The sequence below is a fragment of the Chitinophaga sp. LS1 genome (assembly GCF_034274695.1).
GTDB lineage: Bacteria > Bacteroidota > Bacteroidia > Chitinophagales > Chitinophagaceae > Chitinophaga.
This window is the reverse complement of record NZ_CP128362.1, coordinates 8,333,669-8,350,801: the sequence shown is the minus strand read 5'-3', so window position 1 is coordinate 8,350,801 and position 17,133 is coordinate 8,333,669. Positions and strand designations below refer to the sequence as shown.

Below are 17,133 nucleotides of genomic sequence, written 5' to 3'. Positions count from 1 at the left end.
TTTTGTGGGAGTTGACGGATTCGAACCATCGACCCTCTGCTTGTAAGGCAGATGCTCTGAACCAGCTGAGCTAAACTCCCATTACTTAAATTACCATTAAGAAGAACGTTTCAAAAAATGTGGGAGTTGACGGATTCGAACCATCGACCCTCTGCTTGTAAGGCAGATGCTCTGAACCAGCTGAGCTAAACTCCCAATTAATGGTAATGTGAAAGAACTTTTGAAGAGGTGGGAGTTGACGGATTCGAACCATCGACCCTCTGCTTGTAAGGCAGATGCTCTGAACCAGCTGAGCTAAACTCCCTTTTTCGTTTGTTGCCCTCTCGTCTGAGAGGATTGCAAAGGTAGAAAATTGTTTTATTTCGCCAAATTTTTTTTTAGAAATCTTTCAAAAATATTTTCTTCATTCCTCTGAACCCCTTTGTCTATCTGAGTTTCCAGTCGATAATATTATTCGCCCATTCTTGTCTTACCGGCGTTGTTACCTTGATATAATTGTCTGTATACCCTTCCATCATACCCTCTTTGTGGAATTTTTCAAACAACACTTTTCTTGTCTCACCCACATACTGTTCCGCAAAGTATTGCGCCTTCTTATGACTCAGGTTACGCAGTACCTTATTCCGCTCGTTCCGCACGTGCACAGGCACTACTGGCTGGATTTCCAGCGCTGCCGTATTCGCTCTCTCCGAGTAAGTAAATACGTGTAAATAGCTCACATCCAGCGCATGTAAAAAGTCATACGTTTCCTGGAAATGTGCATCCGTTTCTCCCGGAAAACCTACTATCACGTCAACCCCTATACTACAATGCGGCATAAACTGTTTGATCAGTCCTACCTTTTCCGCATACAGTTCCCTGCGATAACGACGACGCATGGCTCCCAGAACCTCATTACTACCACTCTGTAAAGGGATATGGAAGTGCGGCATAAACCGCTGACTGTTCGCTACGAACTCAATGATCTCATTACTCAGGAGGTTCGGTTCGATAGATGAAATACGATAACGATCTATACCTTCTACCTTATCCAGTTCCTGTATCAGTTCATAAAATGTCTCTTCTCTTTTCTTACCACCCTGCAACCCTTTCCCGAAATCTCCCAGGTTGATCCCGGTCAGTACAATTTCGCGCACATCGCTCTCAGCAATCTGCTGCACCTGTTCCATCACGTTGGTAATTGAATCACTACGACTCTTGCCCCTTGCCATGGGAATGGTACAGAATGTACAGGTATAATCGCAACCATCCTGTACCTTCAGGAAAGTACGGGTACGGTCGTTCATAGAATAAGATGCATGGAAAGTATTCACCTGCTCAATATCACAGCTGCATATTTTTGCACTGTCTCCCTTGGTCAGGTTCTTCAGGTGTTCCACCAGGTTGAACTTTTCAGCAGCACCAAGTACGAGGTCTACCCCTTCGATCTCAGCAATTTCTTTTGGCTTGAGCTGGGCATAACACCCGGTGATCACCACCCTGCTTTCCGGGGCCCGGCGCTGGATGCGGCGCACCAGGTAACGGCATTCCTTGTCGGCATTGTCTGTCACAGAGCAGGTATTAATCACATACACATCTGCCTGCCCTTCAAAATCTGTTTGCACAAAGCCATCCTGCTCCAGCAACCTGCTCAAAGAGGAAGTTTCGGAGAAGTTCAGCTTACAGCCGAGTGTATGGAAAGCTACTGTTTTCGCTGTTGTCATCGTTTCAATTACTTTGTCCACTAAGGGTATGAGCCGGAATGGCCTGCTACCGAACCCGCAAAGGTAATTCCTTTTTATGAGAGTTGAAAAGGGGGAATTTTTAAGGATATTTTGTTAAAAATGTATAGCTTGCCTCTCCAAGATGCAATCTTTCAGCAATCTGTGAGACACTATGAGATCAAAAGGTAAGTACATTCCAGTGTTGTTGTTGGCGCTGCTACTTGTTTTGGCATGGCAGCAACAATGGTGGAGAGGTCCATTGCACCGCCCGCAGGTAAAGGATAATGGCACTGTGGAGCGATCATTACCCAACCCGGTCAATGACCCATCGAATCTTGACAGGCATGCACGCCTTACTTACACCAAACACGCCCTTTGCCGCATGGATTGCAGGCAGATCACCGAAAGGGAAGTGGCGGAGATCCTGGAAACAGGGCAAATCAATACTGAAAAGTCAAATCCACACGATTTACCTTGTCCTACCTACGCACTGGAAGGATATTCCGACGATGGTCAACACCTTCGGATCGTATTCGCTCCCTGCAGCGGCGAAACCAAAGTAGTGACCTGTATAGACCTGGATAAAGAATGGCAATGTGATTGCCATTGATTATCATTTGGTTGTATATTTTACGGAGGCATTCCACCGGCCATCCGCAGGAATTATCATAAAATAAAAATTCGCCATCTTTACACAATTAATGTAATTTTCAGGCTTGCATGTGACTAAAAACAGACAGGCATTTATCATGAAGCTTTTGCTAAGACCAATTCAATGGATGTATACTATATATGCCTCCATTATGTTTATCGGTATAATGTTGCTCATACTTCCATTTATCTTCCTTGCCAGCTTTTCAGGTAGAATCAGAGGTGGTAATATTATTTATTATTTCCTGTGGTTCTGGTCACGCACCTGGTTCCCTGCTGTGGGCATCATCGTTAAAAGAATTTATAAATACGATCGTACTGATAAAACGCCATTTATTTATGTTGTAAATCATAGCACCTACCTCGATGCCGCACTGGCCGTAGGTGTCATGCGCCTCCCTTTTCGCCCCCTGGGCAAAATCGAAATGCAGAAAATTCCGCTCTTCGGTTTTATTTACAAACATGCTGTTGTTCCTGTAGACCGTTCTGATGCCCAAGCCCGCTCCAGAAGCGTGCGCGAACTCATTGCTACCATCAGGGAAGGAGTATCCATCCTCATCTTCCCGGAAGGTACCACCAACGATACTGATAAGCCCCTCACTCAATTTCACAACGGGGCTTTCCGAATAGCAATCGAGACACAAACACCCCTGCAACCCATATTGTACCTGGATTGTAAGGATCGTATGCCTCGTTCTAAATTACAGCGACTGAACCCTGGCCGTTGCCGCATCGTTTACCTGCCCCCTGTAAAAGTAGCAGGTATGACCATGGACGATTTGCCAGTGCTGAAACAACAGGTGTTTGATATCATGGAAAAAGAATTATTAAATTACCGATGAAATTTGCAGACGTCATACTTCCATTAGCACTGCCTAAGAACTACACTTATGCTGTGCCCGATCATATGCTGGATAGCGTAAAAGTGGGCAGCCGCATTGCTGTACAGTTAGGCCGGCAAAAGAAGTATGCCGGTATTGTAAAGGCTATTCACGAACTCGCACCACCTGATTATAAAACAAAACTGCTGCTGGACGTACTGGACAAAGATCCGGTAGTGTATCCTACCCAGCTTACCTTTTGGGAATGGCTGGCGGCTTACTATATGTGTAGTGAAGGAGAAGTGCTCAATGCCGCCCTGCCTGCACACCTCAAACTTTCCAGCGAAACAGTATTGTTGTTCAACGATGACTATGGCGATGATTTCACCGCCCTGGATGATGATGAGTACATGATTGCAGAAGCACTGCACATCCGAAAAGAACTCCGTATTGAAGAAGTACAGCTCATTCTCGACAAGTCAGAAGTATATTCTGTGATCAAAAAACTGATCGAAAAGAAAGTACTGCTGGTATACGAAGAGCTGAAAGAAGTATATAAAGAGAAGAAGGAAAACTACGTACAACTCCATGCCCGCTACGAAGCAGAGGAAGAACTGTCCAACCTTTTCAATACTTTGGGCAAAGCACCCAAACAAATGGAATTGTTGCTGGCTTACCTGCACCTGATAAAAACACAGGGGAGTGTATTGCAAAGTGAACTGCTCAAAAAATCAGGCGCCTCCGCTGCACAGCTGAAAGGTCTTGTCGATAAGGAGATCGTGTGGATTGAAAAAAGAGTGGTAGACCGCGTACCCGGTGGTGGCAAGGTAGATGTGCAGATTGACTTTACGCTCAGTCCTGCCCAGGATAAAGCCCTGCAGGAAGTAAGAAACAGCTTTGAACAGAAACCGGTCACCTTATTGCATGGTGTCACTTCCAGCGGTAAGACCCAGTTGTACATCAAGCTGATTGAAGAATATATTGCCAGCGGCAATCAGGTGCTGTACCTTTTGCCGGAGATTGCATTAACTACGCAGATTGTACGCCGTTTGCAAAAGCATTTTGGTAATAAGATTGGTATTTATCACTCCCGTTTTAGTAACAACGAGCGGGTAGAAATATGGCATAAGGTGAAGAGCGGTGAGCTGCGTATCTTGCTGGGCGCACGTTCCAGCCTGTTGTTGCCTTTCCGCGAGCTGGGATTAATCATACTGGATGAAGAGCATGACCCTTCCTATAAACAACAGGATCCGGCGCCACGCTATCATGCCCGGGATGCGGCTATTTATTATGCCGGTCTCTTTAAGGCTAAAGTATTGTTAGGTTCAGCCACGCCTTCACTGGAATCTTACTTTAATGCTACGCAGGGCAAGTATGGATTAGTAGAACTGAATGAACGTTTTGGTGGATTGGAAATGCCGGAGATTGAGATTGTGGATGTGAAGAAAGTGCAGGCGGAGAAGCAGATGCAGGAAAATTTCTCACCACAACTGATACAGGCGGTTTTTGCGACCATCGCACAAGGCAAACAGGTGATCCTGTTCCAGAACAGGAGAGGGTATGCGCCTTTCCTGATGTGTACCACCTGTGGCTGGATTCCGACATGTAAGAATTGTGATGTGTCGCTCACGTATCACAAACATCAGGATCTGTTACATTGTCACTATTGTGGCACCCGTTATCCTTATGTACATACCTGTGCTGCCTGTGGTAGTCAATCGCTGATACCAAAGAGTTTTGGAACGGAGAAGATAGAAACTGATTTGCAGGAATTGTTTCCGAAAGCGCGCATTGCCCGTATGGATATGGATGCCGTGAGGAATAAGGATAGTCATAATAAGATGATCCAGTTGCTGGAAAATCAGGAGATTGATATTCTCGTGGGTACACAGATGGTGGTGAAGGGATTGGATTTTGATAATGTGACGCTGGTGGGGATACTGAGTGCGGATAACCTGTTGAATTTCCCTGATTTCAGGGTGAATGAAAGGGCGTTTCAGCTCATGGAGCAGGTGAGTGGGCGTGCAGGACGTAAGCATGGAAAAGGGAAAGTGTTGATACAGGCTTACCGGACGCAGCATCCTATTTTACATTTTGTAACGGCACATGATTATAAGGCGATGTATGCATCGGAGATTGCAGAGCGGCAGAACTTTGGGTATCCGCCGTTTTTCCGTTTGCTGAAGCTGACATTGAAACATAAAGATCAGAAGGTGGTGGAGCAGGCGGCGCTGGTATTGGCGAACTGGCTCAGACCACATATAGGCCCACATCTGGTAGGCCCGGCGGCACCTTTGGTAGGCAGGGTGAGGAATTATTATTTGCAGGAGATGATGATCAAGCTGCCCCGGGATACGAAAATAATTGCGCAAACAAAGCAGTTGCTCAGAGAGCATTTTATAAAGTTACTGGCGGAGAAACAATTCAGGAGTGTGTTTATTGTGCCTGATGTGGATTATGTATAAGCTCTTTTGAGTGATTGCCTATTCAACCATTCCAGGAGTGTGTTATCGATTCGCTTTATAGGTTCTTTCTTTCTCCCTTTCCGCCATTTCCCTGATTTTATCTGACTCATAAATATGCGCGCCATCCGGCTTATTGACCGCTGCATAAACCATTGCGAGTGCTACATTGCTGGCTTTGATAGGCCGGTACTTCTTCCATCTTCCCAAAAGGAAGAAATAAAATAACCCCGTAAGGATATACCCAAACCATTCACCTAACCTGAAATCTCTCCTGAGTCCCACTAAAATAGAAGGACGGAAAATGTGATAACCGGGAAATGCGAGTGCCATCACCCCATTTTCAGTCTCACCTTTGGTACGCAAATAAAAATTACGTGAGATGGCGGAGGCACCGATACTGGACATGAGCAGGAATTGCTTCATCCCTTGCCTGCGGGCAATGGTAGCACAACGAACAGGGATATCGTGATCCACTGCCCTGAACTTTTCCTGGCTCCCTGCCTGACGAATGGTGGTGCCGATACAGCAAAACAGGACATCGCCTGTAAGTGCCTGTGCCAGCCCTTCTTCGTCGTTGAAGTCAACGATAATGGGTTCCAGACCTGGGCGCAGTTTCAGACTGGGCGTACGCAGCAGCACTTTTACCTTGCTGAAGCGATCATCGTGCAGGAGTCTGGTGACCAGGTGACTACCCGTCAATCCGGTACCTCCTATTACTACGGCTGTTTGAGACATGCTTTTGTTATCTTTGTCAGTAATGTATGTTTATAAATTTACGACCATATGCTGATTTCTGAAAATGTTTTGCTCCGGCCTTATAATACGTTTGGCATAGCTGCTCAATCCAGGTACTTTGCTGCTTTTTCTTCTGCTGATGAGTTGCGGGAACTGTTGAGTGCTGCTCAGTTCAAAGCGTTGCCCCATATGATATTGGGGGGAGGGAGTAATGTGCTCTTTACAAAGGATTTTGATGGGGTGATATTGAAGAATGAGATGAAGGGGATTGAGGTAGTGAAGGAAGATGACCAGTATGTATATGTGAAATCAGGGGCAGGGGAGAGCTGGCATGGGTTTGTAATGGAGAATATTAAGCAGAACAGGGCGGGGTTAGAGAACCTGTCTTTGATTCCTGGTAATGTAGGCGCGAGTCCGATGCAGAACATCGGGGCATATGGGGTGGAGATCAAGGATACCTTCTATTCGCTGGAAGCGTTGCACCTGGAAGAGCAGGCGGTGGTGACATTCTCTAAAGAAGATTGTGCGTTTGGGTACCGCGAAAGTGTGTTTAAGCATAAGTATAAGGGGCAGTTTGCGATACTGTCTGTGACATATAGATTGAGTAAGCAGCCTCATTTTAATACCAGTTACGGGGCGATAGAGACGGAATTGAAGGAAATGGGGGTGCAGGAGCTGAGTATACAGGCGATTAGTCAGGCCGTGATAAATATCCGGTCTTCTAAGTTGCCCGATCCGGCTAAGATTGGGAATGCGGGGAGTTTCTTTAAGAACCCGACCGTTTCAGAAGCAGTATACGAGCGTATTAAAGGAGCGTTTCCAAATGTGGTGGCGTATCCGGTAGATGGCGGACAGTTTAAGCTGGCTGCAGGGTGGTTGATAGAGCAGTGTGGTTGGAAGGGGTATAGAGAAGGGGATGCAGGTGTGCATGCCAAGCAGGCGCTGGTGTTAGTGAATTATGGAGGGGCGAAAGGAGGGGAGATTTATAATTTATCTCAGAAGGTGTTGGATAGTGTGGAGGAAAAGTTTGGCGTATTACTGGAAAGAGAAGTAAATATTATATAACCGAAACTAATCGGCGTGATTGCTGCGGTATTAAGCTAATGGGCGATGTTTGCTATGGCATTAACTACTCAACGATGTTTGCTACGGCGCCAGCCGCAGCAAACATCGCCGCCCGCAAAAAATAAGGTCTCGGGAAGCGAGACCTTATTTTTTGCGTAATATATTCGCAATGATCTTATCCGCATGATCCCTTGAATTCTCAATAAACCACACGCCAGTATCCATTCCACCACAAACTACTCCTGCTAGATATACTCCGGGCACATTCGTCTCCATTGTATCCGGATTATATTTCGGACGTCTCCATTCATCATCCGACAACTGTATCCCTGCTTTTTCCAGAAAACTGAAATTCGGCTGATACCCCGTCAATGCCAACACATAATCATTCTGAATCGTCACCATCCCCTCCGGCGTAAGAATATCAACTTCCCTTTCCCTCACAGCTTTCAGATTAGAATGATAATACACCTTGATAGCCCCTTCGGTGATACGGTTCTCTATATCCGGTTTTACCCAGTATTTCACACGTTTCCCAATCTCACCATCCCTGATCACCATCGTCACATCCGCCCCTTTACGATACGTTTCCAGCGCAGCATCCACAGAGGAGTTATTCGCTCCTACTACCAATACCTTCTGCGTAGCATAAAAATGAGGATCCTTATAATAGTGGGATACTTTCGGCAGGTCTTCCCCCGGAATATGCAGCAAATTCGGTATGTCATAAAAACCCGTAGCGATAATGACATTATCTGCTGAATAAGTCTCCTTAGTAGTTTTGATCGTATAACCTGGTGTGATACTTTCCACCTGTTCGAACAGGTGTACATTTAGTTTATTTGACACAGCTACCCTGCGGTAATATTCCAGGGCCTCCGGGCGTATTGGCTTTGCACTGATAGACACCCACGGAATGCCTCCGATTTCCAGCTTCTCAGAAGTAGAGAAGAAAGTCATGTATAGCGGGTAGTTGTAGAGCGAGTTGGTTAGGCAGCCTTTTTCCACGATGAGGTAGGTTAATCCGGCCTTTTCTGCTGCGAGTCCACATGCCAGTCCAATAGGACCAGCACCAACAATCAGGATATCGTACTTTTCCATGATTGCAAAGGTACAAAATTAACAATGGTGGTAGGTTATTCAGGCAATAGTCATTTAATTCAATAGCTACTTACAGAAAAGAAATCCCTCAGATTCAATCGCCATTTCCCTAAATTACTCCGTCAGCGATCTTTCAAATATAATCGGCATCTACGAAAATGTCCTTTTGGGTAATTTATTCATTCAATACTTAACTCCCGCCAAATAATCCAGGACCCCATACATCAACTCATTATTTTCCGGAATAAACTCTGCCAGATCCAGTATCAATGATCGCTCCTGCACATAAGGCGCCGCCACCAATTCCTCCTCTCCATGCTGCAACATACTTTCCAGGCTCTTCTGCGTTACTTCAAAATGAAACTGCAACGCTATCACCTTCTCCTTATACACAAATGCCTGATTCGGTGTCGCTGCGGAAGCCGCAAACCCACCGGCGCCTGCTGGCAAATCAAAAGTATCCCCATGCCAGTGAAACACCATTGCTTCCTGCGGCAGAACTTTGACCGGAGAATACGGGCTGAATTGCACAGGGTACCAACCGATTTCGCGCTGTTCATTGGCATACACTTTTGCGCCTAATACATGTGCAATCAGCTGTGCTCCCAGGCAGATACCCAATACAGGTTTATTGTCCAGAATCGCTTGTCTGATAATAGCTTTTTCTGCTGCCAGCCACGGATATTCGCTTTCATCATGAATGCCCATAGGCCCTCCCATTACAATCAAAAAATCAAAATCAGTTACAGCCGGTGGGTTAGGGTGGTTGTACCAGTGTGTGTAGGTAACTTCGTGAGTATTGGAGTTAATCCAGTCAATAATACATCCCGGGCCTTCAAAGGGCACGTGCATGAAGATTTGTATATGCATAACGTTATTTTACAACGGCCATTACTACCCGATAGTATTCCAATCCATTCATTTTGTCAGCGCTTTTGCCAAAGGACGTATGCCTGTAGGTATCAGCATCAACGTCGTACAACAGTTCCATATTATAACCTGCAAGGAATTGTTTCATTTTGGAGGGGTCCATTCCAAAATTCCAGAATTCCTGTTGCTGGCGTAACTCTTTGGGCGAAATCGCTGTGCCTAAGAAAGATTGGGTATGGGTAAGGACTTTTTCATCGATGTAGATGAATATGATCCTGGTGCCGCTTGTAAATTTACTGAAATATTGGAAGAGCTTATCAGCAATTGGAATTGTGAGTGAATTTGTCACACCTTCCCAGATCAGTAATGTCTTGTAATGTTCTTTGAACAGGTGGTGAGGGATGGTGGTTTCCAGCTGTTGATTGCTGAAATCTACAGGGATATAGTCAATAAATTCTTTGGGTTTGTTTTTCAGGTGTTCGAGTACCTCTCTTTTGGCATCCTGAAGGTAGGGATGATCGATTTCGACAAACTGTACTTTGGGTTTCTGGTCTTTGGGGTTGAAATCGAGGCGGTGAATGCGGCAATCGTAGCCTGCGCCGAAGATAATGAGTTGATTGATACCGTAGTTATGGATAGTTTCGAGTACCATGACATCTATGAGCCGCGTTCGGGCCAGGCAGGAGGTGAGGGCGCCGGCGAAACGGGTATCGAGGATTTTGCTGATGACGTAGTTGAGGCCAGGGAGAGCAGAAAAGTTAGCCACCATGCGGAGGGCGGGTGGCAGAAAATATTTGGCATACGGGTCATGGAAAAGATAACGCCGTTGGCTGGGTAATCTGTTAGATGCGATGGCACGGAATAGGGCCAGGAAAGCGGCGGATCTGCTGGCAAGGACCAGTCTCATATAAATAACAATTTAGGATAATGACAATCGTGGAATACTAGTATTCGGGTGAATCAAGATCTGGCTGAAATTTTTGATTTATAAATGTAAAGAATATTTTCATTCTGATATTTAATTGTGCAAAATTAAATTGGGAATGTCATGCGACCACCCACCCCAATAAAAAAGGGTGACTGGAGAACCAGTCACCCTTTTCGTATAACAAGCAAATACTTACATAAAATGATATCTTACAAAAGCTTCCATCGCTGCATACTTCTGTAAACCTAACTGATCATACAGGTTCGCTGTGTCCGCATTACGATCTTCCGCTCTTTCCCAGAACTCACGGCTGTCAGTACCCTGGAATGGCACTACGTCCTTCTGGCTCTGGTGGATAAAGATACCCAGGCGTTTTTGTCTTACCTGGTCAGGGCTCATTGGTACAGCCATTTCGATCTCATTGATCTTCCATTCCTGCCATGCGCCTTTATACAACCATACCCAGCAATCTTTCATCCACTCTTCGTGTTTCAGCTGATCCAGCGCAGCGAAGATGATTTCCAGACATACCTTGTGTGTACCATGTGGATCCGCGAGGTCACCGGCACAGTAGATCTGGTGTGGTTTAATTTTACGGATCAGTTCTTTGGTGATATCGATATCAGCCTGGCTGGCAGGTGCTTTCTCAATCAGACCTGTTTCGTAGAAAGGCAGGTTATTGTAGTGGATATTTTCTTCAGGAATACCTACGTAACGGCAGGTAGCTTTTGCTTCACCACGGCGGATCAGGCCTTTGATAGCACGGATTTCAGGAGTATCCTTCTGAGAAGGCTTCTTGCTACCGAGGAATGCTTTCGCATCTGCCAGTACCTGGGAGCTCTTGCTACGGTCGATGCCGAACATATCTTCAAAGCCTACTGCGAAGTCGATGTAACGCAGTACGAACTCGTCAGTAACAGCGATGTTACCGGAAGTCTGGTAACCTACGTGTACATCATGACCCTGTTCGTGCAGGCGGATGAAGGTACCACCCATAGAGATGATGTCATCATCAGGGTGTGGAGAGAAGATCAGCACACGTTTTTTCAGTGGCTCGGAGCGTTCAGGGTGGCTAGGCAATTGTGCACCTGGCTTACCGCCTGGCCATCCGGTGATGGTATCACGGAGACCGTTGAACTCTTCGATATTCAATTCATATGCAGAACCGTATTGTACGATCAGGTCGTTTAAGCCGTTTTCATTGTAATCCCTGTCAGTCAACATCAGGATTGGCTTGTTCAGCTTCAGGGCGAGGTTGGTTACCGCTTTACGACGCAGTTTTGGCGTCCATTCGCAGTCACCTGTCAGCCATGGTTCTTTGTTGCGGGTCAGGTCTTCTGCTGCCTGCTCATCGATTACGAATTTGCAGTCAGGGTGCTGTTGCAGCAGGGAAGCTGGCACCTGGTCAGAGCTATGACCTTCTACAGAGCGCTGAACGATTTTTGATTTATGAGAACCCCATGCCAGCAGTACTACACGTTTCGCTTTGAAAATGGTACTTAAGCCCATGGTTACAGCGAGACGGGGTACCAGGCTCATATTAGAAAACTCGAATGCGTTAGCCATTCTGGTTGAGTTGTCCAGGGTTACGAGGCGGGTGTGAGAGTTGATAGCAGAACCTGGTTCATTGAACCCGATATGGCCATTTGTACCAATACCGAGAATTTGCAGGTCAATACCACCGGCAGCTTCAATTTTTGCTTCATATTGAGCTGCGAATTCTTTCACTTTTTCCTTTGGAATGGTACCATCTGGTACGTGTGTGTTTTCTGCAGGAATGTCAATGTGGTTAAACAGCTGTTCCTTCATGAACCTGTTGTAGCTCTGCAGAGCATCTGGTTCAATTGGATAGTACTCATCCAGATTGAAAGTGATCACGTTTTTGAAACTCAGGCCCTCCTCTTTGTGAAGGCGGACAAGTTCAGCATAAAGATACTTTGGAGTAGAGCCGGTAGCCAGGCCTAGTACTACCTTTTGGTTAGCGGCCTGTCTTGCTTTGATCAATGCTGCTATTTCCTGTGCCACTGCTTTGGAACCGTCTTTAGCGGTAGGATATATATCCACAGCTATTTGTTCGAAACTGTCAATCAGTTCAATTTCCTGATGATTTAGCGTCATGATTGTTAATTTGGATTAGATGCGGTTTAAAAACGAGACCGAAAATTAAAAAAAATCTCTTTATTCTAATAGAACTTTTGTGTTTGTTTAAGAAGAAACGACAAAAATCATAAATGTACCGGGTACGCTTAAAAGAATTGTATTACAATGTGAGAAAAAGATATTATTGGGGCGGAATTTCAAACAAAAAAGGCTTTTGCAACTGCAAAAGCCTTTTTTATTATTTAGCTAATTCCAATATTTTTTTCACCTCATCCACCTGCGTCTGAGAGATACCATATTCCGGTACTCCCGGTATACCTCCCATACTCACATTTGGATTTCTGTACACCATTCTACTCTCATTATATCTTTTAGCAGATGTATGAAACTCTGTAGCCCTCGTCTCTTTAATCAGCGTAGCAATATTATTCGCTCTCACCCCGGAACCCACCATAATCGCAATACGCCCCGCTGCTTTTTCGACCAATGTCTTCAGCAGGTCTACGCCTTCAATCGCAGTATTCCGTTGGCCGGAAGTAAGTATACGCTCACATCCCGTACTGATCACATCTTCCAGTGCCTGCAAAGGATCTTCCGTCATATCGAAAGCTCTGTGAAAAGTCACGCCCATGGGCCATGCCAGTTCTACCAGTGCTTTTGTACGGGGTACATCTACCTTGCCATCAGCTGTGAGCAAACCTATTACCACGCCATTACAACCCAGTTCTTTACAGAGCTGAATATCTTTCTGCATAGTGGCAAATTCCAGTTCATCGTACAGGAAATCACCACCACGTGGGCGTATAATAGGATACAGGTCAATATTCACCTTTTCACGTGCCAGTGCGATGGTGGCATAGCTGGGTGTAGTACCGCCTTCCAGCAGGTTATCACACAGTTCTATCCGTTTTGCCCCACCTTCCTGCGCCGCGATACAGGATGCTACTGAACCCGCACATATTTCAAGTGTAATCATGTCTTATTTATAGTAGCTTTTGCCGTCAATCAGCACGTTATTTTCTTTCTCAGAAAGTACTGCATAGTTGAAGCCTTTCTGCAGGCAATAAGCGCCGTGTTCTCCTTTTTTGTTCACTGCTAGGAAACCTACCTGCAGGCCTTTAGACCTTTCAGGACCTTTCTTCACAATTCGCTCTACGGCTTCTTTACAAGCCTTTTCAGGTGGATAACCCTGACGCATGAGTTCTACTACCAGGTGACTACCAACGATGCGGATCACTTCTTCACCTACACCTGTAGAAGTCGCCGCGCCGATTTCATTGTCTACATACAAACCAGCACCGATGATAGGGGAGTCGCCCACACGGCCATGCAGTTTGTATGCCATACCACTGGTGGTACATGCACCGGATAGATCACCGTTTGTATCGATCGCCACTAACCCGATGGTATCGTGGTTATACTGGTTACCAGGCAGCATCCGCGGGCTAAAGGTAGTTGGGTTATTACCCTGGCCGTAAGAAGAATTTTCAATGTTCATGAGGGGCTTATACTCGGATTTTTTCAGCCACTCTTTCCATGCCTTTTCAGACTCGGGTGTGAGCAGGTTTTCCTTTTTAAAACCCTGTGATAGTGCGAATTGCAGGGCACCATCACCCACCAGCATCACATGCGGTGTTTTTTCCATCACGGCACGTGCTACAGAAATAGCATGTACAATGTGCTCCAGGGAAGCTACGGAGCCACAATTGCCTTTCTCATCCATGATACAGGCATCCAGTGTTACGCGGCCATCACGGTCAGGGTAACCGCTGAAACCTACGGTGTGGTTATTAGGATCAGCTTCCGGTATTTTTACACCGGCTTCCACTGCATCCAGTGCGCGACCACCATTCTTCAAAATCTCCCATGCGGCCAGGTTAGCGGCACGGCCAAAATCCCACGTAGATAATACGATAGGCTTAGTCGTTCTGTCTTTTTTTACAAACGGCGCGGCATGTGCACTCTTTACTCCGTCTAAAGACAAAGCAGCGGCACCGAGGGCCGCTGCTTTTAAAAAATGTCTGCGATCTTGCATAATGTTTAAATTACAAGTGCTTTATGTTGGTATTAATCTTTCATCTCCCATGCCAGTGCGCTCGCACCTAATATAGCAGCATCGCTTTCTTTCAGTTCGGAGAATACCAGCTTTACCTTATTCTGGAAGATAGGCAGCAGGTTCTTTTCCATATGCTCACGAACTGGTTTCATTAACAGATCGCCGGCTTTGGTCAGACCACCGAACAGTACGATGGCTTCAGGGCTGGAGAACATGACGAAGTTCGCTAATGCCTCACCCAGCACTTTACCGGTGAACTCATACACTTCCATGGCCAGGGGATCGCCCTTCATGGCAGCTTCATAAATTACTTTTGAATTTACTTCTTCTTTTTTGAATTCACGCAACAGACTTTGTGTATTCGGACGTGTTTCCAGGAATTCCAGTGCAGTATTGGTCACACCAGTAGCAGAAGCGTATGCTTCGAGTGAGCCATGTGCCTTGGTTCCGGGGTGGAAACGACCACCAGGAATCACGATACAGTGACCCAGTTCGCCAGCAAAACCGTCGTGACCATAGATCAGCTGACCATTTGCCACGATACCGCTACCTACACCTGTACCCAGGGTAATAACGATAAAGTCTCTCATACTCCTGGCAGCACCGTACATGAATTCACCCAGTGCAGCTGCATTTGCGTCATTTGTTAAAACAGCAGGGACACCAAATTTAGCTTCCAGCAATTTCGATAATGGAACTACTCCCTTCCAGCGAAGGTTTGGAGCGTATTCAATATTTCCGGTATAAAAGTTTCCGTTAGGAGCTCCTACGCCAATTCCTCTGATGTTGTCCATGCCTCCAACCTGTTCGATCAGTACGGACAGATGTCCGTGCAATTCGTCCAGGAAAGCGTCTACGTCTTCGTGTTGGTTCGTTAGCATACGACCATCACACAGAATATTACCTCTGCGATCTACTATGCCAAACTTAGTATTGGTTCCTCCAATATCAATGCCCACCGCTAATTGCTGACTCATAATCTATTCCCTGTGATTTTAAAATAGTTTTAACTCTGAATGCAAAGAATGCCAGATATGCAAAGCATATAACTGGGATTATATAAGAATAATGCGTTCCTATGTTTGGATCATCTCCAAGACCACCCTGTACAGGAGGTATGAGTGAACCGCCGAGGATCATCAGGATCAGGAAAGAAGATCCCTGTGCAGTGTACTTGCCCAGACCAGCGATGGAAAGTGCGAAGATACAAGGCCACATAACGGAGCAGAATAAACCGCCGCTGATGAAACTGAAGAGAGAAACATAACCGGTAGTCATCAGACCAATTGCATTGGCAGCGATACCGAGTATGGCGAAGATCATAAGTGTTTGTGCAGGTTTGTCCTGACCAGCAAAGAAACCTATGATCTGGATCACCAGAATGCCTGCATACGGGTACAATACGCTTACGTCAGTACCTTTCAGATAGTTGGCACCCAAAACGAGGCCATAAGCGAAAAATGGCACGATTACGCAGAGAATTTTGCGCATTCTTTCAGACACATTGAATACGGAGATGGCGCCTGTCCAGCGACCGATCATCATACTACCCCAGAAGAGGGATACATAAGGATCGATTTCGGCGGTGGTCAGCCCGTTTTCAGTGAGGAAGCCTTTGGTTTCGAGCAGGCCACCCATATTGCTGGCGATGGTAACTTCCACGCCTACATATACGAAGATGGCGATCATGCCCAGTACCAGCTGTGGGTATTTCATAGCACCCCAGCCTTCTCCACCTTTCTGTAAGGTGAGATCTGCACCTTTCTGCGAAGAGATCTTCGCATAGAAGAGGACTGCGAGGATACCCACGATACCGATCACGAAGAATGGCAGTTTATTCTCCTGGCCCAGACCCACCATGATGAGCACGAACAATGCGGTGATGGCGGCCAGTGTTTTACTTGCTTTAGGTGATTGCTCAAAAGGCTCGTCCGAAGTTTCTTTTGGCATTTTCGAGAACCAGAAGATAACTGCTGCAACGAGGAACAAAACAATCAGCAGGATGTAAAGAGTGTTGATCTTACTGATGTCAGTATCAGCGCTTGCCGAACCTTTGGCAGTACCGAAGAGCAAAATACTCACGATGAGTGGACCGATGGTTGTACCAAGTGAATTGATACCACCAGCCAGGTTCAGGCGGTGAGCGCCTTTTGCAGGATCTCCCAGGAGGAAGGCAAAAGGGTTTGCAGCGGTTTGCTGTAACGAGAATCCGAGGGCAACGATGAAGAATGCGCCCAGAATGAGATAAAAGGCATAGGTGGTGTTAGCCATACCGCTACCAATGTTAACTGCGGCAATGAGCGCCACAGCACCTACGACAGAAATGAGGAGGCCGTAGATGATACCTTTCTGATAACCGATCTTGTTGAGAATATCAACGCCTCTGAGTGCTGACAGGAAGTACAGCAGCAGGGAGCCGATAAAGTAAGCACCATAGAACGAGAAGTCAATCAGCTGAGATTCCAGCTGATTCAAGTGGAAATGTGACTTACAGAAGGGGATGAATATGCTGTTCGAAGCAGCAACAAAACCCCAGAAAAAAAATACAAGTATCAGTACAAAGAAAGAGGGATGTGTACTTTGCTTTGTTTGTTGAACCATAAACGTGCTAACGTGTTAACGTGTTAAATTACTGTAA

At 46.0% G+C, this 17,133-nt stretch carries 14 protein-coding genes and 3 tRNA genes; 4 read left to right on the top strand and 13 right to left on the bottom strand.

Translation table 11 applies throughout. The features are described from left to right. Positions 1 to 5: 5 nt before the first annotated feature. The 4 genes from QQL36_RS34225 to mtaB form a co-directional block, all read right to left on the bottom strand. Positions 6 to 80, bottom strand: a tRNA-Val gene (locus tag QQL36_RS34225). A gap of 40 nt (positions 81 to 120) precedes the next feature. Then, a tRNA-Val gene (locus QQL36_RS34220) sits at positions 121 to 195 on the bottom strand. A gap of 34 nt (positions 196 to 229) precedes the next feature. Beyond that, positions 230 to 304, bottom strand: a tRNA-Val gene (locus tag QQL36_RS34215). 121 nt (positions 305 to 425) lie between these two features. Then, entirely contained in the window at positions 426 to 1,703 is a 1,278-nt protein-coding gene (mtaB, locus tag QQL36_RS34210) for a tRNA (N(6)-L-threonylcarbamoyladenosine(37)-C(2))-methylthiotransferase MtaB (RefSeq protein ID WP_083721557.1), read from the bottom strand. Positions 1,704 to 1,875: 172 nt separating this feature from the next. On the opposite strand from mtaB, the gene QQL36_RS34205 reads away from it, so the two are divergent. The 3 genes from QQL36_RS34205 to priA all read left to right on the top strand — a co-directional run bounded on the left by QQL36_RS34205 (position 1,876) and on the right by priA (position 5,640). Then, a complete protein-coding gene (locus tag QQL36_RS34205) occupies positions 1,876 to 2,313 on the top strand; it encodes a DUF4258 domain-containing protein (protein WP_321568331.1) in 438 nt (145 codons plus the stop codon). Positions 2,314 to 2,506: 193 nt separating this feature from the next. After that, the gene (locus QQL36_RS34200; RefSeq protein WP_235643499.1) at positions 2,507 to 3,196 is read left to right on the top strand and encodes a lysophospholipid acyltransferase family protein; all 690 of its coding nucleotides are present in this window, start codon (positions 2,507 to 2,509) and stop codon (positions 3,194 to 3,196) included. Then, the gene (gene priA, locus QQL36_RS34195; protein WP_321568330.1) at positions 3,193 to 5,640 is read left to right on the top strand and encodes a primosomal protein N'; all 2,448 of its coding nucleotides are present in this window, start codon (positions 3,193 to 3,195) and stop codon (positions 5,638 to 5,640) included. Before QQL36_RS34200 ends, priA begins: the two co-directional genes overlap by 4 nt. A 42-nt stretch (positions 5,641 to 5,682) precedes the next feature. Here priA and QQL36_RS34190 read toward each other — a convergent pair whose 3' ends face one another. Further along, positions 5,683 to 6,375 carry an NAD(P)H-binding protein gene (locus QQL36_RS34190; protein WP_321568329.1) on the bottom strand — a complete coding sequence of 231 codons (693 nt, stop codon included), beginning with the start codon at positions 6,373 to 6,375 and terminating at the stop codon, positions 5,683 to 5,685. Positions 6,376 to 6,423: 48 nt separating this feature from the next. On the opposite strand from QQL36_RS34190, the gene murB reads away from it, so the two are divergent. After that, positions 6,424 to 7,440 (top strand): UDP-N-acetylmuramate dehydrogenase, encoded by a 1,017-nt coding sequence (murB, locus tag QQL36_RS34185; protein WP_083721552.1) that lies wholly within the window; start codon positions 6,424 to 6,426, stop codon positions 7,438 to 7,440. A 144-nt stretch (positions 7,441 to 7,584) separates the two neighbouring features. On the opposite strand, the gene QQL36_RS34180 is transcribed toward murB, so the two are convergent. The 8 genes from QQL36_RS34180 to QQL36_RS34145 all read right to left on the bottom strand — a co-directional run bounded on the left by QQL36_RS34180 (position 7,585) and on the right by QQL36_RS34145 (position 17,096). Further along, positions 7,585 to 8,541 (bottom strand): YpdA family putative bacillithiol disulfide reductase, encoded by a 957-nt coding sequence (locus QQL36_RS34180; protein WP_321568328.1) that lies wholly within the window; start codon positions 8,539 to 8,541, stop codon positions 7,585 to 7,587. A gap of 183 nt (positions 8,542 to 8,724) precedes the next feature. Next, positions 8,725 to 9,411 carry a type 1 glutamine amidotransferase gene (locus QQL36_RS34175; RefSeq protein ID WP_321568327.1) on the bottom strand — a complete coding sequence of 229 codons (687 nt, stop codon included), beginning with the start codon at positions 9,409 to 9,411 and terminating at the stop codon, positions 8,725 to 8,727. A gap of 4 nt (positions 9,412 to 9,415) precedes the next feature. Beyond that, positions 9,416 to 10,318, bottom strand: a complete 903-nt coding sequence (locus QQL36_RS34170) for an SAM-dependent methyltransferase (protein ID WP_321568326.1) — start codon at positions 10,316 to 10,318, stop codon at positions 9,416 to 9,418. A gap of 213 nt (positions 10,319 to 10,531) precedes the next feature. After that, positions 10,532 to 12,457, bottom strand: coding sequence for a glucosamine-6-phosphate deaminase (gene nagB / locus QQL36_RS34165; protein WP_083721548.1), 1,926 nt, complete (start codon positions 12,455 to 12,457; stop codon positions 10,532 to 10,534). Positions 12,458 to 12,677: 220 nt separating this feature from the next. Next, positions 12,678 to 13,415: a copper homeostasis protein CutC gene (locus tag QQL36_RS34160; protein ID WP_321568325.1), complete on the bottom strand. Its 738-nt coding sequence runs from the start codon at positions 13,413 to 13,415 to the stop codon at positions 12,678 to 12,680. Positions 13,416 to 13,418: 3 nt separating this feature from the next. Beyond that, positions 13,419 to 14,474: a N(4)-(beta-N-acetylglucosaminyl)-L-asparaginase gene (locus QQL36_RS34155; RefSeq protein WP_321568324.1), complete on the bottom strand. Its 1,056-nt coding sequence runs from the start codon at positions 14,472 to 14,474 to the stop codon at positions 13,419 to 13,421. Positions 14,475 to 14,506: 32 nt separating this feature from the next. After that, positions 14,507 to 15,472, bottom strand: coding sequence for an ROK family protein (locus tag QQL36_RS34150; RefSeq protein ID WP_083721545.1), 966 nt, complete (start codon positions 15,470 to 15,472; stop codon positions 14,507 to 14,509). Next, entirely contained in the window at positions 15,444 to 17,096 is a 1,653-nt protein-coding gene (locus tag QQL36_RS34145; RefSeq protein WP_083721544.1) for an MFS transporter, read from the bottom strand. The genes QQL36_RS34150 and QQL36_RS34145 overlap by 29 nt, the downstream gene beginning before the upstream one ends. Positions 17,097 to 17,133: the final 37 nt, after the last annotated feature.